Origin of the sequence: Shimia litoralis (genome assembly GCF_005518135.1) — a bacterium.
In the GTDB taxonomy this organism is placed as follows: Bacteria; Pseudomonadota; Alphaproteobacteria; order Rhodobacterales; family Rhodobacteraceae; genus Shimia_E; species Shimia_E litoralis.
The window spans coordinates 188,342-214,769 of record NZ_SULI01000004.1; the positions used below are offsets into that span (position 1 = coordinate 188,342).

25 protein-coding genes are annotated in these 26,428 nt (G+C 54.4%); 19 read left to right on the forward strand and 6 right to left on the reverse strand.

The window, feature by feature from the left end; translation table 11 throughout:
• Positions 1-2 precede the first annotated feature (2 nt).
• Positions 3-1,376 (forward strand): L-serine ammonia-lyase, encoded by a 1,374-nt coding sequence (locus FAP39_RS05855; protein WP_138015453.1) that lies wholly within the window; start codon positions 3-5, stop codon positions 1,374-1,376.
• A 59-nt stretch (positions 1,377-1,435) separates the two neighbouring features.
• On the opposite strand, the gene FAP39_RS05860 is transcribed toward FAP39_RS05855, so the two are convergent.
• Positions 1,436-2,245, reverse strand: coding sequence for a lytic transglycosylase domain-containing protein (locus FAP39_RS05860; RefSeq protein ID WP_138015454.1), 810 nt, complete (start codon positions 2,243-2,245; stop codon positions 1,436-1,438).
• Positions 2,246-2,582: 337 nt separating this feature from the next.
• On the opposite strand from FAP39_RS05860, the gene FAP39_RS05865 reads away from it, so the two are divergent.
• From FAP39_RS05865 to FAP39_RS05930, 15 genes are all read left to right on the forward strand, one after another.
• On the forward strand, positions 2,583-2,762 hold the full coding sequence (locus FAP39_RS05865; RefSeq protein ID WP_138015455.1) for a hypothetical protein: 180 nt from the start codon (positions 2,583-2,585) through the stop codon (positions 2,760-2,762).
• Positions 2,763-2,936: 174 nt separating this feature from the next.
• Positions 2,937-3,113, forward strand: coding sequence for a Flp family type IVb pilin (locus tag FAP39_RS17480; protein ID WP_171006785.1), 177 nt, complete (start codon positions 2,937-2,939; stop codon positions 3,111-3,113).
• A 153-nt stretch (positions 3,114-3,266) separates the two neighbouring features.
• A complete protein-coding gene (gene cpaB, locus FAP39_RS05870) occupies positions 3,267-4,127 on the forward strand; it encodes a Flp pilus assembly protein CpaB (protein WP_138015456.1) in 861 nt (286 codons plus the stop codon).
• 192 nt (positions 4,128-4,319) lie between these two features.
• Positions 4,320-5,747, forward strand: a complete 1,428-nt coding sequence (locus tag FAP39_RS05875; protein WP_138015457.1) for a type II and III secretion system protein family protein — start codon at positions 4,320-4,322, stop codon at positions 5,745-5,747.
• A gap of 15 nt (positions 5,748-5,762) precedes the next feature.
• Entirely contained in the window at positions 5,763-6,398 is a 636-nt protein-coding gene (locus tag FAP39_RS05880) for an OmpA family protein (protein WP_138015489.1), read from the forward strand.
• A 216-nt stretch (positions 6,399-6,614) separates the two neighbouring features.
• Positions 6,615-7,868, forward strand: a complete 1,254-nt coding sequence (locus tag FAP39_RS05885) for a CpaE/TadZ family protein (protein ID WP_138015458.1) — start codon at positions 6,615-6,617, stop codon at positions 7,866-7,868.
• 16 nt (positions 7,869-7,884) lie between these two features.
• Positions 7,885-9,333, forward strand: coding sequence for a TadA family conjugal transfer-associated ATPase (locus tag FAP39_RS05890; protein WP_138015459.1), 1,449 nt, complete (start codon positions 7,885-7,887; stop codon positions 9,331-9,333).
• 5 nt (positions 9,334-9,338) lie between these two features.
• Positions 9,339-10,307: a type II secretion system F family protein gene (locus FAP39_RS05895; RefSeq protein ID WP_138015460.1), complete on the forward strand. Its 969-nt coding sequence runs from the start codon at positions 9,339-9,341 to the stop codon at positions 10,305-10,307.
• Between the two features lie 15 nt (positions 10,308-10,322).
• Positions 10,323-11,279 carry a type II secretion system F family protein gene (locus FAP39_RS05900; protein WP_138015461.1) on the forward strand — a complete coding sequence of 319 codons (957 nt, stop codon included), beginning with the start codon at positions 10,323-10,325 and terminating at the stop codon, positions 11,277-11,279.
• Positions 11,280-11,292: 13 nt separating this feature from the next.
• Positions 11,293-11,853, forward strand: a complete 561-nt coding sequence (locus FAP39_RS05905) for a tetratricopeptide repeat protein (RefSeq protein ID WP_171006786.1) — start codon at positions 11,293-11,295, stop codon at positions 11,851-11,853.
• A gap of 28 nt (positions 11,854-11,881) precedes the next feature.
• Entirely contained in the window at positions 11,882-12,739 is an 858-nt protein-coding gene (locus FAP39_RS05910) for a tetratricopeptide repeat protein (RefSeq protein ID WP_138015462.1), read from the forward strand.
• 2 nt (positions 12,740-12,741) lie between these two features.
• A complete protein-coding gene (locus tag FAP39_RS05915) occupies positions 12,742-13,236 on the forward strand; it encodes a prepilin peptidase (RefSeq protein ID WP_138015463.1) in 495 nt (164 codons plus the stop codon).
• 112 nt (positions 13,237-13,348) lie between these two features.
• Positions 13,349-14,656, forward strand: coding sequence for an ATP-binding protein (locus FAP39_RS05920; RefSeq protein ID WP_138015464.1), 1,308 nt, complete (start codon positions 13,349-13,351; stop codon positions 14,654-14,656).
• Between the two features lie 78 nt (positions 14,657-14,734).
• Entirely contained in the window at positions 14,735-15,553 is an 819-nt protein-coding gene (locus FAP39_RS05925) for an NAD(P)-dependent oxidoreductase (RefSeq protein WP_138015465.1), read from the forward strand.
• A gap of 104 nt (positions 15,554-15,657) precedes the next feature.
• A complete protein-coding gene (locus tag FAP39_RS05930) occupies positions 15,658-16,356 on the forward strand; it encodes a CDP-alcohol phosphatidyltransferase family protein (RefSeq protein ID WP_138015466.1) in 699 nt (232 codons plus the stop codon).
• Here FAP39_RS05930 and FAP39_RS05935 read toward each other — a convergent pair.
• From FAP39_RS05935 to FAP39_RS05945, 3 genes are all read right to left on the reverse strand, one after another.
• Positions 16,353-16,805: a methylated-DNA--[protein]-cysteine S-methyltransferase gene (locus FAP39_RS05935; RefSeq protein WP_138015467.1), complete on the reverse strand. Its 453-nt coding sequence runs from the start codon at positions 16,803-16,805 to the stop codon at positions 16,353-16,355. The two genes, FAP39_RS05930 and FAP39_RS05935, sit on opposite strands and share 4 nt — an antisense overlap.
• 78 nt (positions 16,806-16,883) lie before the next feature.
• Entirely contained in the window at positions 16,884-19,793 is a 2,910-nt protein-coding gene (gene ileS, locus FAP39_RS05940) for an isoleucine--tRNA ligase (protein WP_138015468.1), read from the reverse strand.
• A 251-nt stretch (positions 19,794-20,044) separates the two neighbouring features.
• Complete coding sequence (locus FAP39_RS05945) at positions 20,045-20,755, reverse strand: VIT1/CCC1 transporter family protein (protein WP_138015469.1); 711 nt, start codon at positions 20,753-20,755, stop codon at positions 20,045-20,047.
• A 123-nt stretch (positions 20,756-20,878) separates the two neighbouring features.
• Here FAP39_RS05945 and FAP39_RS05950 point away from each other — a divergent pair, with 123 nt between their 5' ends.
• Positions 20,879-21,295 (forward strand): group III truncated hemoglobin, encoded by a 417-nt coding sequence (locus tag FAP39_RS05950; RefSeq protein ID WP_138015470.1) that lies wholly within the window; start codon positions 20,879-20,881, stop codon positions 21,293-21,295.
• Between the two features lie 5 nt (positions 21,296-21,300).
• On the opposite strand, the gene FAP39_RS05955 is transcribed toward FAP39_RS05950, so the two are convergent.
• Positions 21,301-22,290 carry a YcjF family protein gene (locus FAP39_RS05955; RefSeq protein WP_138015471.1) on the reverse strand — a complete coding sequence of 330 codons (990 nt, stop codon included), beginning with the start codon at positions 22,288-22,290 and terminating at the stop codon, positions 21,301-21,303.
• On the reverse strand, positions 22,287-23,702 hold the full coding sequence (locus FAP39_RS05960) for a YcjX family GTP-binding protein (RefSeq protein WP_138015472.1): 1,416 nt from the start codon (positions 23,700-23,702) through the stop codon (positions 22,287-22,289). The genes FAP39_RS05955 and FAP39_RS05960 overlap by 4 nt, the downstream gene beginning before the upstream one ends.
• A 109-nt stretch (positions 23,703-23,811) precedes the next feature.
• On the opposite strand from FAP39_RS05960, the gene truA reads away from it, so the two are divergent.
• Positions 23,812-24,576: a tRNA pseudouridine(38-40) synthase TruA gene (truA, locus tag FAP39_RS05965; RefSeq protein WP_138015473.1), complete on the forward strand. Its 765-nt coding sequence runs from the start codon at positions 23,812-23,814 to the stop codon at positions 24,574-24,576.
• 173 nt (positions 24,577-24,749) lie between these two features.
• Entirely contained in the window at positions 24,750-25,871 is a 1,122-nt protein-coding gene (locus FAP39_RS05970) for a beta-ketoacyl-ACP synthase III (protein WP_138015474.1), read from the forward strand.
• Positions 25,872-26,428: the final 557 nt, after the last annotated feature.

Here is a 26,428-nt window from a genome sequence, read left to right on the forward strand (position 1 = left end):
CAATGTTTTTATCCGTATTTGACATGTTCAAGGTGGGAATCGGCCCGTCATCCTCCCACACGATGGGCCCAATGGTCGCCGCCGCACAGTTCTTGGATATGATGCGCGCCTCACCGTTTGAATTCCACGGCGTGCGCGCCTCGCTGCATGGGTCATTGGCGTTCACGGGCGTAGGGCATGCCACCGATCGGGCCACGATTTTGGGGTTGGCCGGGTTCGTGCCCGATACCTATGACGCACAAAAAGCGGAACTGACGCTTACCCAGATTCACACCGACCAGCGCGTCGCGCCACAAGGCCTGCCCGAGTTGCACTTCAACCCAAAGACCGATCTGCTTTTTGATTTTGGACCGGCCTTGCCCGGTCACGCAAATGGTATGGTGCTGATGGCCACTGACGCCCAAGGCGACATCATACTGCAGGAAACATTCTATTCCATCGGCGGTGGGTTTGTCATGACCGAGGCCGAGCTGGCCGCCGGCAAAGACACAAACGAGGGCCCCCCTGTACCGTATCCCTTCAAAACGGCTGCTGAAATGCTGGAGATGGCGCAGGCCTCGGGCCTGAGTATCGCTGCAATGAAAAAGGCCAACGAAATTGCACGCGGATGCCCCGAGAGCTTTGCAAAGGGTGCAGCCAGAATATGGGACGTGATGAACGCGTGCATTGAACGCGGCATGGCCACCGAGGGCATTCTACCCGGTGGATTGAATGTCCGACGTCGCGCCAAGGGGATTCGGGATGCGCTTGAGGCAGAGCGTGGCATGAACCTGAATGCGCCGCATACCATCAACGATTGGATGAGCACCTATGCGATGGCGGTTAACGAAGAAAACGCCGCCGGTGGTCAAGTTGTCACCGCTCCGACAAACGGCGCAGCGGGTGTGGTGCCTGCGGTCATCCGCTATTGGCTGGATCATGTTCCGGGTGCATCGGCAACGCGAATTGACGAATTTCTGTTAACCGCAGCCGCCATCGGCGGGTTGGTGAAATTCAACGCCTCTATCTCGGGCGCCGAAGCAGGATGTCAGGCCGAGGTCGGCAGTGCGGCAGCAATGGGCGCTGCCGGCCTGTGCGCGGTCATGGGGGGCACCCCCGAGCAGGTGGAAAACGCAGCGGAGATCGCGCTCGAGCATCACCTTGGCATGACCTGTGATCCTGTAAAAGGGCTTGTTCAGGTGCCGTGCATTGAACGCAATGGTCTTGGGGCGATTAAAGCCGTCAGCGCTGCATCGCTTGCATTGCGCGGGGACGGGCAACACTTTGTACCATTGGATTCGGTCATTGAAACCATGCGTCAGACCGGGCACGACATGCATGAGAAGTATAAAGAAACCTCATTAGGTGGCCTTGCCGTCAACGTGCCAAACTGCTGAGGTTCTGGTGGCATCTAGGATTATTTGCCACCAGCCGCCTATGGGCATCATCGCCAATCTCAGTTTAGCGCAAATACGCATCCATCCGAAATCAGTTCGGGAGGGGTCTTGCATATCCCGCGCGCCACAGTGAATGCGGCAAGCACCTTAGGCACATAGTCGCGCGTTTCGGCAAAAGGTGGCACCCCGTTGTGCGATCTCACAGAATTTTCACCGGCGTTATATCCGGCCAAAACCAAAATCGGGTCACGTTCGAAATTCTCCATCAAGAGATCAAGAAAAGCGACCCCGCCCTTAATGTTATCTTGCGCGACCATGGCATCATCAACGCCGAATCGTTCAGCCGTGATAGGCATTAATTGCATAAGACCCTGCGCCCCTGCTCCGCTCACAGCATCGCTGTCCCCTCCGGATTCAACCGCGATCACGGCCAACACCAACGCCGGAGAAACCTGCGTACCGACCGTAGCACGCAAGATATCTACGCCATAGGCCCGCGCAATATTGTGCATATCTTGCAGGCGCGGCGCAGCCACGCCTTTTCCTTGCGGCGGATTCCCCAACGACACCAAAGCCGGGGCAAGCCGCCCCGGTCCTGAATCAGCAATCAAGGGGGATGTGCTCTCCCAAAACCAATCATATCGTGACAACGGCACTGCATCGCCATCGGCTGTGCTAGGGCTCACGGGGCTTACATACTGGGGGTCCTCGGGCGAGATTTGCACGTCAATTTTTGGACCTTGCCCCGGCTTCGGCGGTTTTACGCGTTTCGCACTAAAGTCAGGAAAGGGCGTGGGCGCTTCGGCGCGCGCACTTGTGACACAGGTCAACACAATCGCCAATATGCCGGGACACAACCTAAAGCTCATCATTTTCGACTCATTGTACGATTACATGTCGGCCAGACTGTCAGAAACTCTCTTTCAACACCAGATTTCACCGCCTGCTCGGACGAAATTCAACTATTACGGGCGCATAAATTATCGCAGATGATAATTATTATACAATACTTACAATACCTTAAAATAATTTTCCGGATATTTAGACAACCTTCCTAAAATCGCACCATTCGCGCCCAAATCGTGCCCCAATCAACAGCGATATTATCCTCATACCAAGTCGGACACGGGCACACAGTTCTAGCCCATCAATGTTTGCCCGGCCGGGTTGAGACAAAAATTTACTGATCCTTTGGAGGGACACACCATGATGAACTTTATCAAAAACTTCCGCAAAGACGACAACGGCGCTGTAACTGTAGACTGGGTTGTTCTGACAGCTGCTGTCGTTGGCCTGGCTGTTGCAGCCTATACCGCCATCGAAACAAACACCAAAGAACTGGCTGCTCAAGCGGCAACAACTGTTAAAGGCGAAGTGGGCAAATAAGCCCCTCCCTAATTCGTATCTCTGTTTTGGGGCCTCGCCAGAGGGCGTGGCCCCAAAGCTTGTTAACGCGGAAAACATCTTTCCCGATATAGACAAGTCCTATCTGTTTAAGACGGCTGCCCTACTTTCGTTAGCTTTGACAATATCAGGCACTCTCAAGTGAAGGTCGATACTATGAAACGCTTCTTGACAAAGTTTCGCGGAAACGAGCGCGGCGCAGTCACCGTTGACTGGGTCGTTATCGTCGCGGGCGTTGTTGCGCTTGGCGTAGCGGCCATGACTCTGATTGAGACAGAGGCGACCAACCTTGCGACCACCACCGGAAAAACTATTTCAGATCGCGCGAAATAATTTTCGCGCAAATGACGCGGGAAAGCCCAAAAACGAGCCATAAGGCTCCAATATTTCGCCACAATCCTCTGTGAAACTTAGCTCGAACCCACTTGTGCCCGCCCCACCCCGTTGGCGGATGTTATGTGGCGCATTGGAAAGAAAGGACACGACATGCGTATAGTATTCGCTCTCGTTCTATTGGTCGGTTTAGGATTGGCAGGATTCGCCGTCTATATGGCCCAGAACTATATTCAAGGGTATCAATCCGCCTTGGAGCAGGAACGCGCGGCCAAAAAGCCGGACATCGAAACCGTGGATGTCTATGTCATGACGCGTACGATCAAATACGGCGAAGATTTGCTGGAGGAGGACGCCCGCATCGTGAAGTTCCCTAAAGAGGCGCTTCCTGAGGGGGTCTTTCAAACCAAAGAAGATCTGTTCCCCGAAAATGATGATCGTCGACGCGTGGTGTTGCGCGCAATGGAAGAAAACGAAGCCATCATGGCGCTCAAGGTTTCCAAGCCCGGGGAAGATGGCGGATTGACCTCGCGCCTTGAACGCGGAATGCGGGCGTTTGCAATCAAAGTTGATGTCGCCAGCGGCGTGTCCGGCTTTTTGCGCCCTGGTGATCGCGTAGACGTATACTGGACCGGAAGCGTGCGTGACGCAGGCAAGCGCAACGAAGGTAAAGAGGTGACAAAGCTCATCGAAACCAGCGTTGGATTGCTCGCAATCGACCAGACGGCCAATGAAGAAGTCGAAGCTGGCACAGTGGCGCGCACTGTCACCGTGGCCGTCAGCCCTCAGCAAGTTGCGGCACTGGCACAGGCGCAATCAACCGGTAGCCTGATGTTGGCCTTGGTGGGCGCAAAAGATGACACCATCGCAGATGCCATTGAGGTCGATCAACGCAGCCTCTTGGGGATTGAGCGCGAGGAAATTGCGCAAGAAATCGAGGAAGAAAAGGTTTGTACCATCAAGACCCGCCGCGGAGCCGATGTTGTACAAATTCCAATCCCTTGCACAAACTAACATGTTATCAATCTATTAGAGGGCGCTTCATCCAGAAACGCCCTCTTTTCGCTGTCGCTATGTTGCCCGGCGCACACATCAATAAGATCGTCGAAGTCATTGATTCTTGCAATGAAACGCAAATTGACGCACATTGATCCCAAATGTGGGCAAAAGATCCACACCCGAGGCGTGATCAAAAAGGCAGGTCACATGAAATATCGCAGTTTAGTTGGCGCAGCCCTGTTGGGTCTGTCCATTGGTATAGTTCCTAGCTTTGCGCCCATTGCGCAGGCGGAAACTCTTCGTGTTGTACGTAACGGAACCTCCTCAACGCTTGGGGTGCCGATGAATCGCGCGGTGGTCGTGGAAAGCGACGTACCCTTTGCAGAACTCTCTATCGCCAACCCCGCGATTGCGGATATTTCCTCTCTTTCAGATCGTACGATCTATGTCTTGGGCAAGGCCCCAGGGGCAACGACCTTGACGTTGCTTGATGGCTCTGGACGTTTGATCACCAATGTAGAGGTGCGCGTCGCACCCGATATCAGCGAATTCAAAGAGCGCCTTCGCCAGATCTTGCCCGGCGAGAAAATCGAAGTGCGCACTGCAAATGATGGCATCGTGTTATCAGGTACCGTGTCCAGCTCGCAGAAACTTCAGCGCGCGATGGATCTCGCCGAGCGGTATGCCCCCGAGCGCGTGTCCAACCTGATGGTTGTTGGTGGCGTTCAGCAAGTCATGCTGAAGGTCCGATTTGCCGAGATGCAACGCACCGTATCTAAATCCCTAAGTTCCTCGCTTTCAATAAGCGGCGCTTTGGGCGGTGGAAGCACTGGCGTCAAAGGCGGGACCAACACGACGGTCACCAACGGGGCCGTAGACAATGCACTGTCCGGCAACCTGCCAACATCAAATAATAATAACGGCGCAGTTCTGTTTGGCTTTAACGCAGGCAGTGTCCAAGTCGGGCTATTGCTGGAAGCCCTTGAAAGCAAAGGGGTTGTGCGCACCTTAGCAGAACCGAATTTGACGGCTCTTTCTGGTCAAGAAGCCAAGTTTCTTGCGGGTGGCGAGTATCCAATTCCCGTCAGCCAAGAAAACGGTGCCGTTACAATTGAATTCAAACCATTTGGTGTTGAGCTGAACTTTGTGCCTCGCGTTGTAGACACCGACTTGATCAATCTAGAATTGATGGCTGCCGTGTCCGCACTAGATTCCACGAACGCGTATCAAGACGGGACATTTACCATCAGCGCCTTTAAGCGCCGCGAAACATCCACCACCGTAGAATTGCGCGATGGCGAGAGCTTTGCGATTGCCGGACTGCTTCAGGATGACTTTAGCGATGCGAATGGTCAGGTGCCTTGGCTTGGTGATATTCCAGTGTTGGGCTCACTATTTAGGAGCGCGAACTATCAGCGTTCTCAATCAGAGTTGGTGATCATTATCACTGCGCATCTCGTGACACCAACACGTGGAGAGGCCCTGGCCCTCCCAACAGACCGTATTAAGCCGCCAAGCGAATCCGATCTCTTCCTGTTTGGCCGCGTCGCGCGCGAAAATGCCCCGAAAAAAGGGACCGCCGGAGAGGTCGCCAAGCAAGACTTTACCGGTTCTTATGGCTATGTGATGGATTAAGGCATGCGCGAACCAATGAAGAAAACCATCGCCGCCAGCGCACTGATTGCCTTATCTGCTTGCTCGTTTGACAACTATCGCGAGGCCGGCGCATCGATTGATCGTGGCACCTTTGGCATTGCGACCGTGAACAACACGCAAATTCACTCGGGTGAAAAGCAGTATAGAATAGACTTGGCGAACCGGTTTGCCGACGAAGTCACCTCTACTGTGACATTCGGGTTCGACAGTGCTCAATTGGATGATCAAGCGCGAACAGTTTTGCGGCAACAAGCCGACTGGATTCGCCAATTTCCAGAAGTACGTTTCCGTGTCTATGGCCACACCGACGCGGTTGGGTCCAGCAACTATAACTATGCACTGGGCAAGCGTCGCGCAAATGCAGTTGTCGCCTATTTGTCCAGACAGGGCATTGGGCGTGACCGCCTAGAAGCCGTTGTTTCATTGGGCAAAACCCAACCTCTGATCGTAAGCCAGGGTCGGGAACGCAAGAATCGCCGCACCGTCACCGAGGTCTCTGGATTTGTGGAACGGCACCCAACTGTGCTTGATGGCAAATACGCTGCGATCATCTACCGCGACTATGTCCAAAGCGCCGAGGTCAAGACCACGCTGTCCGGTATCGCAAGCGCTGGCAGCGAGAGCGAATAAGGCCCCAATCCGGTTATCGTCTCAAAATACCGCACAATTTCGGTTTTTTGGCCCCAATGTTGCCCAAGTTCACAGCGACATTCATTCCAAAGGCAGTAGTGCGTCCGGCGTGAGTCGGGCACGACACAAGTGAATGCCGCCCCACGAGATGTGTTTGTATCTCTTGCGGACGGACAACCAGTTCACAGCGTCGTCAAACAGGAACCGAGGCGAACAATGACGAGTGACATGATACAATCCGACCCAAGCCCAATTTTGGCATGCACCGTATGCCGGGATGTGCAGAATTTCGAGACGTTGATCGTCGATATGGAAGACGCACTGGGCGAACAATGGGGTGACCTTGGTTTCACTGACGTCTTACAGTTTTTCGGACAACCAGATGCCAAGAGTCTTGAGTTCATTGCGCTCGCAATTGACGATTATGACGAGGAAAACCTCGCTCAGTTGATGACTGTCATCGACGCTGCCAAAAGCCGGGACATCCGCATCATACTTATCGCCGAAGACGTTACACCTGCATCCTTGCACAAGCTCTTGCGGCATGGAGCCGACGAATTTATTCCGTATCCGCTCCCTCAAGGCGAGCTTCAGGACGCCATCACACGCATCCGCACGCCAAAAACCGTCGAAGCCCCTGCCCCGGAACCCCAGGCCGCCCCCACAATGGCTCTGCAACCGGATCAGCAATCTCGCGAAGGCGTGATTATTGCGGTGCACGGCCTTGCAGGTGGCACCGGCGCGACCACGCTTGCGGTGAACCTGGCGTGGGAACTGGCGAACACAAGCAAAAAAGATAATCCATCAGTCTGCCTGCTTGATCTGGATCTGCAGTTTGGCTCGGTGTCGACATACCTAGACCTGCCCAGACGTGAAGCCGTGTTCGAGCTTTTGGCGGACACCGAAAGCATGGACAGCGAGAGTTTCGATCAGGCGCTTGTCAGCTTTGACGACAAGATGCGCGTTTTGACAGCCCCCTCGGATATGATCCCTCTGGATTTGGTGGCATCAGAAGACATTGAGCGTATTCTGGATACAGCCCGACGCCACTTCGACTATGTTGTGGTCGATATGCCATCTACGCTGGTGCAGTGGTCCGAAACCGTTCTGACGGCCGCGCATGTCTATTTCGCCACCTTGGAAATCGACATGCGTTCAGCCCAGAACGCAATGCGTCTCAAGCGTGCCCTTCAAGCCGAAGACCTTCCCTTTGAAAAGCTGCGGTATGTTCTGAACCGCGCTCCCAAGTTTACCGACTTGGCCGGGAAAAGCCGCGTGAAGCGCCTTGCCGAGAGCCTGAGCATCTCGATTGATGTGCTGTTGCCTGACGGCGGGCGCCAAGTCATGCAGGGCGCAGATCACGGCCAGCCCCTCTTAGCGTCAGCGGCGAAAAACCCGTTGCGCAAGGAAATCGCAAAACTGGCGCAGAGCCTGCACCAGCTTGATCAAACAGATCCCAAAGCGGCCTGAATAGAGGGACCAGAGAATGTTTTCACGTTACAAAAAAGCAGACACCCCAAAGGCCGCAGCACCTGCCGCAGTTGCTCCGGTCGCTACGGCTGCGCCTGCGAATGATGCCCCAGAAGCCGTCAAACCATCGATTGCACGCAAGCCACTGCCACAGGTCGCAGCGCGGGCAGCATCAGGCGACAAGGAACGCAAGCGCAAGGAGCGCCTAGGGGAAATCAAGCTAGAGCTACACCGCGAGCTATTGGACAACTTGAACCTATCAGCGCTCGAGCACGCGACCGAAGCCGATTTACGCAATGAAATCAGCGCAATCGCAAGTGAGGTCTTGCAGGATCGTGCCATTGTTTTGAACCGTGATGAACGATCAACTTTGAATCAGGAGCTCTATGACGAGGTCACAGGTCTTGGCCCACTCGAGACTCTGCTCAAAGATGAATCTGTGAACGATATTCTGGTGAACGGCCCTCAGCAAATCTTTGTGGAGCGCGCGGGCAAACTTGAACTGACCGACATCACGTTCAAAGATGAAAAGCACCTGTTGCGCATCATCGACAAAATCGTCTCGGCGGTTGGCCGTCGTGTAGATGAATCAAACCCCTATGTGGATGCGCGTCTTGCGGACGGGTCCCGCTTTAACGCGATGGTGCCCCCTGTTGCCGTGGACGGATCCCTGGTGTCGATCCGGAAGTTCAAAAAGGACAAACTCGGCATTGATGATCTCGTGAGTTTTGGGGCCTTTTCTGAAGAAATGGCCGCCTATTTGCAGGCGGCCGTCGCCACGCGCCTCAACGTAATTGTGTCGGGTGGTACGGGCTCGGGGAAAACAACAACCCTGAATGCCTTGTCTTCTTTCATCGACAACGCAGAACGTATCCTCACCATCGAAGACACCGCCGAACTTCAGCTTCAGCAAACTCACGTTGGACGCATGGAAAGCCGCCCGCCAAACGTCGAAGGCAAAGGCGAAGTGTCACCCCGCGACTGTCTTAAGAACGCTCTGCGGATGCGGCCAGATCGCATTATTGTGGGCGAGACCCGTGGCGAAGAAGTCATCGACATGCTTCAGGCCATGAACACGGGCCACGACGGCTCTATGACGACAATCCACGCCAACTCGGCACGTGATGGTGTCAGCCGCTTGGAAAATATGATCGCTATGGCCGGCATTGAAATGCCGCTCAAGGCCGTTCGCTCGCAAATCTCGTCAGCTGTGAACCTAATTGTACAGGCAAGCCGTCTTCAGGACGGGTCGCGCCGCATGACGTCGATCACAGAAATCACGGGCATGGAAGGCGACGTGATCTCGATGCAGGAAATCTTTCGGTATCAGCGCACAGGCCTTGGCCCAAATAACAAAATCATCGGTCACTTCACCTCAACAGGTGTGCGTAGCCACTATTCTGAACGCTTCAAGATGTGGGGCTACGACTTGCCCGCAAGCATCTACGAACCAACAGCGGGATAAATCACATGCCTATCAGCCCCGAACTTCTTATTTATGGCCTGATCTTTGTAGGTGTCGTTGTCCTCGTCGAAGGCGTCTATCTGACAGTATTTGGCCGTTCGATTAGCTTGAACAACAAAGTAAGCCGTCGTCTGGATATGCTAGACAAAGGTGCGCGCCGTGAAGAAGTGCTCGAGCAGCTGCGCAAGGAAATGCAGCAGCACGGCAAAGCACGGACGATCCCCCTGTATTCCATGCTGGCGAGCAAAGCACAAAAAGCAGCCATTGCCTTTTCGCCCAAGCAATTGATCATGATGATGGGTGGTTTGTCGGTTGTTGCCTTTATTGGGCTGACCGTTGGGACGCAAACTGGACCGATGATGAATGCCATTATCGCTGTGATCATGGGCATCGGTGGCATCTATTTTTGGGTCAGCATGAAAGCCGGCAAGCGTATGGGCATGATCGAAGAGCAACTTCCTGACGCGATCGAGCTGATGGTGCGTTCACTCAAGGTCGGACATCCGTTTTCTTCGGCCATCCAAATCGTATCAAAAGAACTGGATGATCCTCTGGCCACTGAATTTGGTATGATTGCAGACGAAAGCGCCTATGGCCGCGATGTTGGCGAAGCCCTTAAAGACATGGCCGAACGTTTGGAAATGCAGGATATGCGCTTTTTGGCTGTGGCCGTGACCATCCAACAGCAATCTGGTGGTAACCTTGCTGAAATTCTTGCGGGTTTGTCAAAAGTGATCCGCGCGCGGTTCCGCTTGTTCCGCCGCGTCAAGGCGATCACCGCCGAGGCCAAATGGTCAGGCAAGTTTTTGTCCGGCTTCCCCGTGGCTGCGTTGATCTTCATCAACCTGAGCGACCCGCACTATTACGATGACGTAAAAACCCACGAGTTGTTCATTCCTGGATGTATCACGGTGGCGCTCTTCCTTGCAGCGAACCTGTTTATCATGCGCATCCTGACCGACATCAAAGTGTAAGAGAGAGATTTAGCCATGGCCATTATTGACCTCATTCAGAACACTTTGGGCCCATTTGGTCCGATTATCATCGTCGACGTGCTTGGCATCGTTATGGTGCTCATCACTGTTACGATGATGATCAAAGGGCGTGACGACCCTCTGGATAAACTAAAGCGGACCGAGTTTGAAAAAACCAAAGGCCACCACAAAGAAAAGCTGCGCCGCGCCTCGGCCAACGAAAAGCTGGCCAAATACAAATCCTTTCTGGAACCACAAAACGCCGAAGAACTGTCCAGTGTGCGCCTCAAATTGATGCAGGCAGGCTATCAGTCGCGTGACGCTGTCCGTGCCTTTCACCTTGCTCAGATGTTGCTAGGCATCTTGGGACTCGGCTTGGGGGTGGCCTATTTCATGGTCGCAAAAGGCGGCGTATCCTCATCCACGCAAGACACGTTGATGTCCATTCTCGGGCCAGGTGCGGCCGGATATTTCTTGCCCAAATATTGGGTGACTCGTCGCGTGGAAACACGCAAAGAAGAGATCACCGCAGGTTTTCCTGACTCGCTTGATATGATGCTTGTCTGCGTCGAGGCTGGCCAATCTTTGGACCAATCCATTGTGCGGGTCGCATCTGAATTGCGCGCGTCCTATCCATCACTGGCAGACGAATTCGACATCGTGGCCTATGAGATGAAGGCTGGCAAAGACAAAGCCTCGGTTCTGGGCGACATGGGCGAACGCTGTGGCGTGCAGGATGTGTCATCTTTTGTGACCGTTTTGATCCAATCGACCACCTTCGGGACATCCATTGCCGATGCGTTGCGGGTCTATGCCGCAGAGATGCGCGACAAGCGTGTGATGCGCGCCGAAGAGGCCGCAAACAAGTTGCCAACCAAGATGACACTTGCCACTATGATGCTCACCGTTCCGCCGTTGCTGATCATTCTGGTATCTCCTTCGATCATCAACATCACCAAACTTGGGCAGTAAGCGAAAACACAGTATGAGATTCGCTCTATTTGTTGCGATGCTGATCACAAGCTTTGCATTGGCCGCTTGCACCGCAGGCGGCCTTGGCACGTCCAGCGACAGCCCCTATGCCCCCTCTCGCGCCCCAAACAAAAATGCCGTTGATGGGCTGGTTGTCGGGCACCGCTTGATGGCCGCAGGTGAATACGAATTGGCATATGACGCCTTTATCCGCGCCGCCGCAGACCAAGGCATGACCGCAGATGTTCAGAGTGCGCTTGGGACTGCGAATTTGGGGTTGGGGCGACTGGGACAGGCCGAAAAATTGCTGCGCGACGCCATTGAACTTGACCCAACCCGCCCTGAAATCTGGAATAATTTGGGTGTGGTACTAATGGAACGGGACAAAAATGCCGAGGCAGAACAAGTATTTCGCAAAGCCTATGCCCTAGATAATGGCCAAAGTGACTCTATTCGCGATAATTTGCGCTTGGCACTCGCAAAAACGAATAATTCTGCCTATGATGGCTCAAAACAAGACTATAAATTGGTGCGGCGGGGCAGCAGTGACTATGTAATCCGTCAAACACCGTAAGAGGCAAGAGCAGTAAAAGGACGCAAAAATGCGCCATCCCTTTCTTGTGACCCTGTGTCTAACTGGCGCCGTGGCATTATCTGCCTGCGGCGATTCCAAGGACGACTCTGTGGAACGCGCGATTCAAAATGTGAACGCTGTGGACGAGACAAACCTGTCTGACGTGATGTTGACGGTCGCCGATCCAAACGAGGCGGTGTCTTATTTCCAACGCACGCTCAAGGACAACCCGGACCGCATTGACCTGCAGCGCGGCGTTGCCATCTCGCTGGTACGTGCAAAACGGTACACCGAGGCCGTCCCCGCGTGGCAAAAAGTTGTCAAACACAAGGACTCCACAGATGTGGACCGTGTTGACATGGCGGATGCAATGATCCGTGCCGGCGATTGGGACGGTGCCGAAAAGGTACTTGATGCCATCCCGCCAACCCACGAAACATTCAAGCGATATCGCCTTGAGGCTATGATTGCGGACAGCAATCAAGAATGGCGCAAGGCAGACAGCTATTATGAAACGGCCGTGGGCCTGACCACACGTCCGTCGGGTGTGTTGAATAACTGGGGCTATTCGAAATTGTCCCGTGGGGATTACGCAGATGCCGAACGGCTGTTTGGCGACGCCATTCGTCAGGATCAATCCCTGTTCACAGCCAAGAATAATATGGTTCTCGCCCGTGGTGCCCAACGCAAATATACGCTTCCTGTGATCCCGATGGTCCAGACAGAGCGCGCCCAGCTTTTGCATACCTTGGCCCTATCCGCGATCAAACAGGGCGACACCGAAACGGGTAAGACCCTGTTGCGCGAAGCCATCGAAACCCACCCACAGCATTTCGAAGCCGCTGTGCGCTCACTGCGCGCGCTTGAAGAAGGCTCAGCGAGCTAAAGATGTTGATGTCTGCAACAGCCGCGCTGTGGTTTCTGCCGTTTGTCGTTCCGGTTTGCTTTTATGTGGCCTGGTCTGACATGCGCGCCATGCGTATCCCGAATGAATCGGTTTTGATCCTGACCGCAATCTTTGTCGTTATCGGCATATTCCTGTTTCCTCTGCCCGAGTATGGCTGGCGATTGTTGCAATTGGTGATCGTATTACTGGTTGGGATGATTTTGAACGCGTCCGGTCTTGTCGGCGCAGGAGATGCCAAATTCGCCGCTGCTGCGGCGCCTTTCGTGGCGATTGGTGACTTGCATCTACTTGGGGCGCTATTTGCGGCCAACTTGTTGGCGGCTTGGGTCACACACCGGATAGCCAAACATTCCCCGATCAGACGCATGGTGCCGGACTGGACCAGCTGGGACCAAGGTTGGGATTTCCCGATGGGGCTCGCGTTGGGCGGGACACTTTCCTTGTATTTAATACTGGCGTGCCTCTACGGGGCCTGAAAATTGCCATGTTTATGATGTGTACCTAGGGAAACCTGACGGTGTCCTTACGTGCATTTTCTGCGCGATGTGGGCATCGAAAACCGCAAAGATACCAGCCAGAGACCCGCTTATGAATATGCAAACCAGCACTGTTATGGCCCCCCCTGCTCCGCGTCGGATAGACGAGATGAAGCTGCCAATCGTCATGATGCGCGACATTCTGTTGAAGACCATGTTTCGTAAAAACGTCGACATGGTCAGCGATGTGGCCAAGGCAATCTGTCTCCCGACTGCGGTGACACAAGAACTCATTGATATGGCGCGTGACCAGCGTCTGCTCGAGGCAACAGGCACCCTGAATGCCAACAGTGGCAACGAGATGGGGTATCAGCTCACCGATGTTGGCAAAGCGCGCGCATTAGATGCGCTGACGCAATCCGAGTATTTTGGCGCGATGCCTGTGCCGCTTGATGTGTACCGCGAGCAAATCGCACGCCAGTCGATCAAAAACGTCCAGATCACACGTGCACAGCTGACAGCAGCCATGGGTCATTTGATCTTACCTGATAGCTTGCTTGATCACTTGGGGCCTGCCGTCGGGTCAGGTCGTTCCATTTTGATGTATGGCCCTCCCGGGAACGGTAAGTCATCAATTTCTAACGGCATCCGTGATGCCATGGGGGACAAGATTTATGTGCCCTATGCGATCGAATACGCGGGCCAGGTAATCACAGTTTACGACCCTATTGTTCATACTGCGGCCCAAGCCCAAGAAGATGATCCAACGCGTCTGCGCCGTGCTGCGCGCTATGATACGCGCTATATTCGGTGTGACCGGCCCACGGTCATCACTGGTGGTGAACTCAGCCTTGATATGCTTGACCTTGTCTACAACCCAACGGCGCGTACCTATCAGGCGCCGCTTCAGCTAAAATCAACTGGCGGCATTTTTATTGTGGACGACCTTGGCCGTCAGGCCGAACCTCCACAATCTCTGGTCAACCGCTGGATTGTCCCGCTTGAAGAAAACAAAGACATTCTGGCCCTGCAGTCTGGCGAGAAATTCGAAGTGCCCTTTGACACCTTGGTGATCTTCTCGACCAACTTCCACCCGAATGAAATCTTTGACCAAGCGGCGTTGCGCAGAATCTTTTTCAAGATCAAAATCGACGGTCCGAACCAAGAGAACTTCCTCAAGATTTTTGCACTTGTCGCCAAGAAAAAAGGCATGCCCCTGAACGAAGAAGCGCTGATTCATTTGTTGAAAAAGAAGTACCCGACCATCGATAACGTATATGCCAACTATCAACCTGTGTTCCTGATTGATCAGATGGCATCGATTTGTGATTTTGAAGGGATACCCTATCAAATGTCACCAGACTTGATCGATCGCGCATGGGCAAACATGTTTGTAAAAGACGAACACATCGTAAAATAGCGACCGCGATATCCTGTTGCGCTATCCCAATTCTGCTCGCAGGGTGACGATGCATAGTTGATTTTGGAAGGACTTCGCATGGCGCTTTCGGGGATAGGTGTAGCAGGGTGTGGCCGCATGGGCGCGCCAATGCTCGCCGCGCTGCGCAACGCGGGTTTTGATGCCGCAGGATATGACGTAAAACCTTATGATAGCTATGGGCCGCTCGCACCTTTCATGCTGACCGACCAAGCATTCAGCAAACGTCTGGAGGTGTTGATCAGCGTTGTGCGCGACATCCCTCAAACCGAAGACCTGTTGTTCGGTGCGCAATCTTTTGTTCAAGCCCCCCACCTGCGCACGATCATTCTGTCATCTACGCTTTCGCCGCGATATGTGCGTGACCTGCGCGACCGCATCCCAGCCCATATCACCTTGATTGATGCCCCGATGTCTGGTGCTGCAATCTCGGCTCAAGACGCGCGGCTGTCCTTTATGCTTGGCGGCACCGACCAAGATTTGGATGCGCACCAACCCTTGTTCGACGCGATGGGCGAGCATTTTCATCGCATGGGAGGCTTTGGAATGGGGATGCAGGCCAAAGTTTTGAACAATCTGTTGGCGGCGTCGCATACTGCCATGACACGTCTGGTTTTGGACTGGGCGGATCAAGCAGGGATCGATGAGCAAAAGCTCTTGAACCTGATTGATACGTCATCTGGTCAAAACTGGTTGGCATCCGGATTTGACACCATCGAATTCGCGCGTGACGGCTGGCAGGCCGACAACACCATTGGCATTTTGACCAAAGATGTCGCAAGCGCGTTGGATGCTGCGCCAGAACTCGCAGACACATCGCTGCCAGAATTGATCCAGGCCAATATCCGTGCGCTCAAACTTCGGCACCAAAAATGTTGACCTTGTGCCACGACACTTGCGACGGGTTGATGTTTCAACATCAATCGTTGTCACCGCGCTTCAGAAATATTGCACATTAGCGCAAAGTACGGCATGAGATCGGCATGACACCTCAAACACGCGCCCTTGCCGTTCATCTGTTTACTGCCACCGGAGCAGTTTTTGCCATGTTGGCCATGCTGGCTGCGGTGGATGAAAAGTGGAGCCTGATGTTTGTCTGGCTCGTTGTCGCATTTTTTGTGGACGGCCTCGATGGCCCGATGGCACGACGCTATGAGGTCAAAACATACGCAGCACAGTTTGATGGTGTGTTGCTGGACCTGATTATTGACTATCTCACCTATGTGTTCATTCCAGCTTTTGCGCTGTTCAAATCCGGCCTGATGGACGGCTGGACAGGTTGGTTCGCCATTATAGTCATCACCTTCGCCAGCGCGATGTACTTTGCGGATACACGCATGAAAACCAAGGATAATTCCTTCGCGGGTTTTCCCGGGTGTTGGAATATGGTGGTGCTGGTGATCTTTGCGCTCGAACCTAACTTTTGGGTTTCATTTGTGCTGGTGTCTGTGTTGGCCGTTGGGATGTTTGTGCCGCTCAAGTTTGTGCACCCTGTCAGAACCGAACGCTGGCGGCTTGTCACTCTGCCCATGGCGCTGGCTTGGACATTCTTTGCCGGTTGGGCCGCATGGGTTGATTTTCATCCCGAAAGCTGGGCCCACTGGGGGCTGGTCGTAACCTCAATTTACCTTTTGTTTGCTGGGATCGCACAGCAAGTCTTTCCCGCACAAGACGAAGCTTAAATCAGAAAGCCGCCCGCGCCCTCTAGGCGCAACAGGGCGACTTTGGTTTCGACACCGCCCTGCCCCGAGAAGCCAGTCAACCCCTTGGCTCCCATGACTCTGTGGCATGGAATAATCACCGGAATCGGATTGCCGCCACAGGCCTGACCCACCGCTTGCGCAGGTACGCCCAGCGCCTTGGCGATCTCGCCATACGTCTTTGTATATCCAAAAGGGATAGCGATCATCGCATCACAGACCGCGCGCTGAAAATCCGACCCATCGACCACAAGCGGCAAATCAAACGTCTCGCGCTGTCCCGCAAAATAGTCTTGCACCTGACGCATGGCCGCATCCAGCAAGAGCGTATGATCATGGCCGCCTTCACCCCATTCCAAGCGGACGATCGCACCGTCGCGTTCGGTCAAGCACATGGGCCCCGTTGGGGTATCAAGCGTGAGTTGCGTCATGTCCCTATCATGCGTCACAAAAAAACGCCCCGCAAGCGGGGCGTTTCAATCGTGACTGCCATAGTGGTGGCGGTGTGCTTAGCTCAAGGCTGTGTCGCAACGCCCGCACACATCAGCATGCGCATGCGTGCCCACATCGGGAAGGATCTTCCAGCACCGCTGGCACTTGGCGCCAGACGCTTTCTCGAAAACGACCCCAACACCTTCAACGTCCGGCAAACAGAACGCATCCTCTGGCATAGGATCATTTGTCAACACAACGTCCGACGTGATGAACAGCTCTTCCGTGGGCATTGGGCGCAGCAACGCCAATGTTTCCTCGTCCGAAATATACACACGCGGAGCCGCTTCAAGGCTCGAACCAATGACCTTTTCCTGACGTTGGATTTCAAGCGCAGAGGTCACCACACGACGCACGCGACGTACCTTAGCAACATTGCTCGCAAGCAGCTCATTCGTCCAGGCCGCAGGCGTTTCAGGGAAATCCATCAAGTGCACCGAGCTGGTCGCATCAGGGTTCCGTTCAAGCCAGACTTCTTCCATGGTGAACACCAAGATCGGTGCCAACCATGTCGTCAGGCGTTGGTACAGAATATCCAACACCGTGCGCGCGGCGCGGCGGCGTTCGGTATCACCATCGCAATACAAAACATCTTTGCGCACATCGAAATAGAACGCCGAAAGGTCCACAGTCGCAAAGTTGAAGACAGCCGAGAACACACCTTGGAAATCATACGCGGCGTATCCGGCGCGTACTTTTTGATCCAGTTCCGCAACACGGTGCAAAACCCAGCGCTCGATTGCGGGCATTTCAAATGGGTCCATACGATCAGATTCCGAGAAATCATTCAGCGCACCCAACATGAATCGCATGGTGTTACGAAGACGGCGATAGCTATCCGCGACGCCCTTGAGGATCTCAGGTCCAATGCGCTGATCATTTGTATAATCGGTCTGGGCGACCCACAAACGCAGAATGTCAGCACCGTATTGTTTCACAATCGTCTCGGGGACAATTGTGTTGCCAAGCGATTTGGACATCTTGTTGCCCTTCTCGTCCAGCGTAAAGCCGTGTGTCACAACGTTGCGATAGGGCGCGCGCCCAAGCGTTCCGCAAGCCTGCAACAACGATGAATGGAACCATCCACGATGCTGGTCCGTGCCTTCCATATAGACGTCGGCAATCCCGTCCGGCGAACCATCTTCGCGATCACGCAACACAAAGGCATGCGTCGAACCGGAATCAAACCAGACGTCGAGCACGTCTAGGACCTGCTCCCATTCGTCTGGGTTGTAATCATCGCCCAAGAACCGCGCTTTTGCACCGTCTTGATACCAAGAGTCGGCACCCTCTGCTTCAAACGCCTCGACGATCCGCGCATTCACGGCTTCATCACGCAGCAAGAAATCCTCATCCGACGGTAGTGCGTCTTTTTTGGTAAAGCACGTCAGCGGAACGCCCCACGCGCGTTGGCGTGAGAGCACCCAATCAGGCCGTGCTTCGATCATGGAGTACAGACGGTTGCGACCCGCTTGCGGCGTCCATTTTACCAATTCATCAATGCTGGTCAGCGCACGCTGGCGGATGGTTGTGCCATAGGTGTCCTGCCCGTCTTCGACATCTTTATCAACCGCGGCAAACCACTGTGGCGTGTTGCGGAAGATAACCGGCGCTTTGGAACGCCAAGAATGTGGATAGCTGTGTGTGATACGACCGCGTGCAATCAGCGCACCGACCTCGGCCATCTTGTTGATCACGGCTGTGTTGGCACCGCCCTCTTTGCCTTTTGGCGTAATCACCACCTCGCCACCAAACAGCGGCAGGCTCTTGCGGAATGAACCGTCTTCGATGACGTTATGCGTCATTTGCAGACCGTGCTTCACACCAAGGATAAAGTCATCCGCACCGTGGCTGGGGGCCGTGTGAACAAAACCGGTTCCGGCTTCGTCCGTCACGTGATCCCCGGGAAGCATCGGTACATCATAATCCCATTCGCCTTCACCATCCGCGATATCGCGGAACGGGTGCGCGCAGATCACCAGATCCAATTGCTCGGCGGTCACATCGCGCTTGCGAATAAATTCGTCGACTTTCGCCGCCTTAAGCACATCCTCGGCCAGATTATCCGCCAACAGGTAATGATCGCCCTTTTTCGCCCAGTTGCCCTCTGGCGCCTTGGTCACCTTGTACAGGCCATAAGACAGCGTCGGATTAAACGCGACAGCGCGGTTTGACGGGATGGTCCATGGTGTGGTTGTCCAGATCACCACATTCACACCCAAAAGCCCCGAGCGCGCACCGGTCGCCTCGATCGCGCGCACAATCGGGAATTTCACCCAGATCGTATGACTCTTGTGATCGTGATATTCGATCTCGGCCTCAGCCAGAGCAGTTTTCTCAACTGGCGACCACATCACAGGCTTTGACCCCTGATACAGCGTTCCATTCATCAGGAACTTCATAAATTCTTCGGCGATCACACGCTCTGCATGGAAATCCATCGTCAGATACGGGTTTTCCCAATTGCCCGCGACGCCCAAACGCTTGAATTCCTCGCGCTGGATATCGACCCAACCTTCGGCAAACTTGCGACATTCCTGACGGAAATCAATCACAGGTACGTCGTCTTTGTCTTGGCCCTTGTTCCGGTATTTTTCTTCGATTTTCCATTCAATCGGCAGACCATGGCAATCCCAGCCCGGCACATAGCGCGCGTCATAGCCCATCATCTGATGAGACCGCACAATCATGTCTTTGATGGTCTTGTTTAGCGCATGGCCAATGTGCAAATGCCCGTTGGCATAGGGAGGACCATCATGAAGCGTAAACGGTTCGCGGCCTTCTTTTTCGCGCAGGCGATCATAAACGCCGATTTCGGCCCAGCGTGCCAACCAATCTGGTTCGCGCTTGGGCAATCCTGCGCGCATTGGAAACGCGGTTTTCGGCAAGTTCAAAGTATCTTTATAGTCGGGGGTCTCGGCGCACATCTGTGGCGTCCTTCAATTGTCGGATCATATCAAGGATGAAGGGGCGGCGTGGTATCCCATACGCCTTGTCCCGGCGGCTCGTCTAAATCAGAGCGCCGGGCCAATAATTCGAATAATGATCGCGATAAGGCGTGTCATGGCCCGCGTTATAGGCCGCAGCCCAAGCAGGGTAAAGGTCCAAGTCATCGCAGGTGGGCAAGCATACATCGATATCACCAGAGTATCCGTTAGCGCCAATTCAGCACGTGAGGCTACGTATGGAACAACGTCCCGACACCAAAGGCTATTCCGGCCGCGATCCCGCCGATCCACAAGGTTTCCAGCCCCGAACGCCACCATTTCGCCAGTGACCACCGACTCTTGAGCGCGCCAATTCCAAAGAAAACCCCGCCTGTAACACACGCAGACACCAAGAACGCATTCTGCAAACCCATCACAAATGGCAAGAGCGGGATAATTCCAGCGGCCAAAAACGCAATAAACGTCGCAACCGCTGCGCGCATGGGGTGCGGATCAACACTGGCCAGTCCGTATTCCCCTTCCAGCATCAATTCGACCGAGGCCTCTTTGTCGGCAAAAATGGCATCAGTCGCGGCCTCTAGCACCGCCCCGCTCAAGCCCTTACGGCTGAGAATTTCCTTGATTTCAAGTCGTTCTCCAGCTGGAAATTCACGCAGGTGACGTATCTCGACCTGTCGCAACCGCTCAGCGTTATCAAGCTCGGCTTTGGTCCCAGAGTAATTACCCGCCGCCATAGAAAACCCATCGGCGAGGACATTCGCAAACCCCAATGCCACGATGATCAATGGCGGCAATCCCGCCCCAGCAACCCCCGCGACGATGGCAAAGGTTGTGACCGACCCGTCGATGCCGCCGTACACAAGATCCCGCAATTGGCCGCGACCAGGTGGTGTATCAATGCGCTGCCGGATTTCCCCGAGTGTGTGACCGTGATCTTGCATACAGCCATCATGATGGTTGCCGCCCCATCCTTCAACCACAAGACCGAGCACGCGCGGCGAAATTGCCCCTTTTGTTTCCCTGAAAACTCCTCCAGACCAATAGCTGCCTCTTTAGGGAAAGCTATGATGTCCAACCCATTACAACGCTTTGAAATCTCGCCGGACGAAATTCAGCAAGTTGTGCGTGTATTTTATGCACGTATTCGCGAGCACCCAGAGTTGGGCCCGGTCTTTGGAGCGCATATCGATCATGATGAATGGCCCGCACACGAAGCCAAGATTGCCGATTTCTGGCGAAATGCCATTCTGCGCGAGAATTCGTATTCCGGAAATCCAATGCGAGTGCACCTTCAAACGCCCGAAATCAAAGTTGAGCATTTCGAAATGTGGCTTGGGCTTTTTGACCAGACCCTCTCAGAAGAACTAGACCCAACTGCCGCAGGCGCGTTCTCTGCGTTGGCGCATCGGATTGGTGATGGATTCAAATTTGGCATTCAGCAGATGCGCCGCCCCGCAGATACGCCGCCGGTCCTGAAATAGCGCACCTATTTTCCAAAAAGCCCTGTCAGGGACCGCTTCACGATATGGGTCACAGAGGGGCGCTTGGCGCTGACGTAGGGCAGCGGCCGACAGACATCCATCGCCGCCACCCCGACACGCGCGGTCAGAGCCCCGTTCACCAGACCTTCGCCAAATCGGCGGCTCACCTTGGCCAGCGCCCCACCCCCTGCCAAAGTGCCTATCATGTCGTCGCCAATCGCCACGGCCCCTGTGGCCACCAAATGGGTCATCACCGCGCGCAACAATCGCCAACTGCCCAATGTCCCGGAGCGCCCGCCATAGATTTCAGCAATACGTCGGATCATCCGGATATTTGACGTCAAGGCGGCCACCACATCCGCCAGCGCCAACGGCACCAATGCTGTGACCATCGCAACCTGTCTTGCCGCGGCCTCGATCTCGGCGCGCGCCGCCATATCCAAAGGCGCCAAGAGCTCGGTCTCGGCCAAGGCCAGCGTACCATCGGCATCCAACACGTCATCTCGGGTTTCGGCCACGCGCTGGCGGCCCCACGATGTGTCATCGCGCGATTGATACAGTGTCACCAGTTGATCCAGAACGCGCCGAGCATCCCCCAAATCACCAGAGGCCAAAGCCGCATCCGAAGCCTGTCGCAAGCTATCCATGCGGCGCAAACGGGAAAACCCCGCAAGTTCACGCCCTGCCAAAAGCAATCCAATAAATATCAACGTCCCAATCAGGGCCGTGACCACCCACCCCAGAATTGGTGCGCGTGCCATGAGCGTTGTGGCGAAATCCCACGCGGCCACCGACACCACAGTCGAAAGAAGCAGGCCGAGAACACTCCAGAACAACCGCGACAACCGCGATGGCTTGCGCGCCGCAAGACGGGCCGCCACTTGCATGGCCTGCCCTTCGGGGGCGCGATCAGGCAAATCGGGCACAGGTGCCGCCTCGCTGACCTTTGGCGTTTGCGCGTCGTCCAGATCAATCAATACAGGCCCTTGAGTCATAGACGGTCTCCGATCAAAAATTCAGCGGCGCGATCCAACCGAATATGTGGTGGTCCTTCTCCGGGGCGAAGGGTCAACTGAGCAGGCGCAAAATTCATCACTTGATAATCCTGATCCAGCCATTTTTTGGCGCCATTGCGCGCGGGCTGTAACAGATGCGACGGATCATCCGGTAGGTTTCCGGGAAATAGCGCTGCTTGTTTTCCGGTTTCCAACAACGTGCCACGGACACAGGCCAATTCTTGACCATCATGGTTCAAGGTTTCTTCCACCGTTGCACGCACAGACGCCAGTGACATCGCATGGGTTTTTGCGCCTGCGAATTGCGCGCGATCAGCGGCTTCTCGGGTAAGCGCCTGCATAAAGGCCGTCAGTTGCGGATGTTGGGTATGGTGCAGATGGTCCGCCTTGGTGGCCGCAAACAAGATTTTGTCCACCCGCTTGCCACGCAACAACCGTGACAAAAAGCTGTTCGTCCCTGGTCGAAACGCCTGCAACGTGCTGACCATTGCCCTGTTCAAATCATGCACGGCCTGTGGCCCACTGTGAATGGCACCCAAAGCATCAACAAGCACGATCTGACGGTCAATTCGGGAAAAATGGTCACGAAAGAACGGCTTCACAACCTTGGCTTTATACGCGTCAAAACGGCGCTCCATTTCACGCCATAATCCCTTACGGTCAGGGCGATCCTCGTCGATCAACGGCGCAAACGTTAACGCCGGCGAGCCCTCGAGATCACCGGGCAGCAAAAAACGCCCCGGTGTCATATCGTAATATCCGTCACGCCGCGCAGCATCGAGATACCGCGTAAATGTTTCGGACAGGTCTTTGGCCAATGGCTCCTGCCAATCGCTCAGGGCATGCGCGTGTTGAACTTTATCCAAATAGGCTTGGGCCTGCGGGCGATCCGCAATGCGCGCCAGCGTATCTCCAGACCACTGGCGGAATGTCTGCTCCATCAGACCCAAATCCAAAAGCCACTCGCCGGGATAGTCAACGATATCCAGATGCACGGTGCGCGGGCCCTGCATGCCCCCCAAAATGCCGGTGGGCTGCACCTTAAGAGACAGGCGCAATTCGGACACGGATCGGGTGCTGTTTGGCCACTGGGGCGCGCGGCCAGTCACATCACTTAGGTGTGTTTCAAAATCAAAACGCGGGACAGTGTCATCTGGTTGTGGTTGCAAATACGCCGCCACAATGCGCCCTTCTGCTGCGGCAGACAGCTGTGGCATACGCCCGCGATCCAACAGATTGGCCACAAGCGACGTGATAAAAACCGTCTTTCCAGAACGTGCCAAACCAGTCACCCCCAGACGGATCACTGGCTCAAACAAGCTTTGCGAAAGCCGGTCGCTCGCTGTTTCGACGCTGCGCGTCACACTGTCGGCAATGCTAGAGATGACCACGGCAGGCCCTTTTCATTATTCCAAGTCAACCTAGGCGCTGCTATGCGGCATTTCCAGTGGTGTATCGCAACGCCTTTTGTTTCGCCCTTGGATGGTTTATCGCAAATTCATGCCTAGAATTGCTCTCAAAGTTGAATATCACGGTGCCCCTTTTGCCGGATGGCAAAGACAGGCAGACCAGCCTTCGGTGCAAGGAGCCATCGAAGATGCGCTGGGGAAACTCGAAACTGGTCCGCACACCATTGCCGCCGCGGGTCGCACAGATTCCGGCGTACATGGTCTTGCGCAGGTCGCCCATTGTGATTTGACCAAAGACTGGGACCCCTTTCGCCTTTCCGAAGCGCTTAATTTTCATCTCAAGCCACTTCCGGTCGCAATTGTAGATGCTGTGCGCGTAGACGATGACTGGCACGCCCGATTTTCAGCTGTCGAACGACGCTATTTGTTTCGCATTCTGATGCGGCGTGCGCCCGCGACCCACCAAGCAGGTCTTGTGTGGCAGGTGAACCAGCATCTTGATGTGACCGCAATGCAGGCTGGTGCAGATATGCTCTTGGGGCACCACGATTTCACCACGTTCCGGAGCTCGATTTGTCAGGCAGCCAGCCCCGTCAAAACCTTGGACGAGCTTCGCATTGAGCCGGTTGAAATGCCTTGGGGCAGCGAGGTCCACTTTCACGTGCGCGCCAGATCATTCTTGCACAACCAAGTCCGTAGCTTTGTTGGAACGCTGGAACGCGTCGGAGCCGGGAGCTGGGCACCCGAAGATGTTAGAGAGGCCCTTGAAGCCTGTGATCGTGCGGCGTGCGGGCCGGTGTCCCCCCCGCAAGGACTGTATCTTGCAGGTGTCGGATATCCTGAAGCGCCTTTTTGAACGTAGATTCCGCAAAGCCATGCATGCCTTTGCCTTCTGCGCCCCCCTTACGTACAACCCATGCGGTAGGGTTTCACTGAGCGCCCCCAATTTCGATGCTTTCCCTTAAGGTAACTCTTGACCATTCCCCCTTGGTTGGTGCTTGGTAGAGCGCATCATTCACGAGGTTTTCAATGTATCAGCCCGCTATATCCGGCACCGGAGTGTTCACCCCCGACCAAACCATCACCAATGGCGAGTTGGTCGAAGCCTTCAATGCATTTGCCGATATGACAAACGCACAGAATGCCGATGCGATTGCAGCAGGCGACATGGATGCCATCGAACATTCTTCGACTGACTTCATTTTCAAAGCCTCGGGAATTGAACAGCGGTATGTCGTGGACAAATCCGGCGTGCTTGATCCAACGGTGATGCACCCAAAGCTGCGCCAACGCGCGGATGATGAAATTTCATTGATGGCGGAAATGGCAGTGGATGCCTGCGAAAAAGCATTGGAACAGGCCAACGTCGCTGCACAAGACATTGATCTGGTCATCTGCGCGGCGTCGAATATGGAACGCGCCTATCCAGCCGTCGCAATCGAAATCCAACAAGCGCTTGGCGCGGGTGGGTTTGCGTTTGACATGAATGTTGCATGTTCATCTGCGACCTTTGGCATTCAAGCCGCTGCCGATATGATCCGCTCTGGCTCGGTCAGAAAGGCGATCGTCGTCAATCCAGAGATTTGTTCGGCACATCTGGAATGGCGGGACCGGGACTGTCATTTTATTTTCGGAGACGTCGCAACCGCGACCGTGATCGAACGCCAAGAAGACGTCCAAGGGGATGCCTTTGAAATTCTATCAACACGCTGCGCGACCCAATTTTCAAACAACATCCGCAACAACAACGGATTTCTACGTCGCTCTCGGCCCGATGGCGTGAAAGATCGCCGTGACATGCAGTTTATGCAAAATGGCAGAAAAGTCTTTAAGGAAGTCCTCCCATTGGTTTCTGGCCACATTTTGTCTCATATGGCCGACAATGGGCTGACAAACACCGATATGAAGCGCATCTGGCTTCATCAAGCCAACAAAACCATGAACGATTTTATTGGGAAAAAGGTTCTTGGGCGCGCCCCTGAAGCAGGTGAACAACCCAACATTTTGCAAGACTACGCGAATACGTCTTCGGCGGGATCTATCATTGCATTCGCAAAGCACTCGGCGGATCTGCGCCCTGGCGATGTCGGTCTTATTTGTTCATTTGGCGCCGGATACTCGGTTGGGTCGATTCTCGTCAAGCGGGTATAGTAATTCTGGCGCCCCCCTCGTTAACTGTTATTTGTTACAGATTTAGGCAAAAGTACTGTCAATAAAGACATCATCATTCCTCCCCAAAGTTGGGTATTCCCTACGCGACAATCGTTTCTGATCATCGTAAAATAGGGTGCGGAAGATAATCAGGCACACGGCCTTTCATTGGGCCAGTACGTACCCAGCTTTCTAGGCAACACCTCGAGAAGTCTTCTGCCTGTGCGGTAACGTACAGCTATGCCGAGTATAGTTCCGTGAGTGGGCTCGGTGTATCGTGAAGTGATTTTAGCAGCATCGGGACGTCCTTTTTTGGGGCGTCCTTTTTTAGGACCGCAGTCACTCTCGAATTCGGAAACGCGTTGATTTACGTGATCCGACTTCTGGCACCCCCATATCAACCCGGACCACTTCTCGGCTTTCTCCAGAATGTGAGAGCGGATCAGGCAACAACCCCACGCTCATGGCAAGGGCCGCCAATTCCGCGCGATTTGAAGTGGTCCTGCTTTTTAGGACAGGTTTGCGGCTTGGCTAAGATGCATCTGGTTTATGTTCAT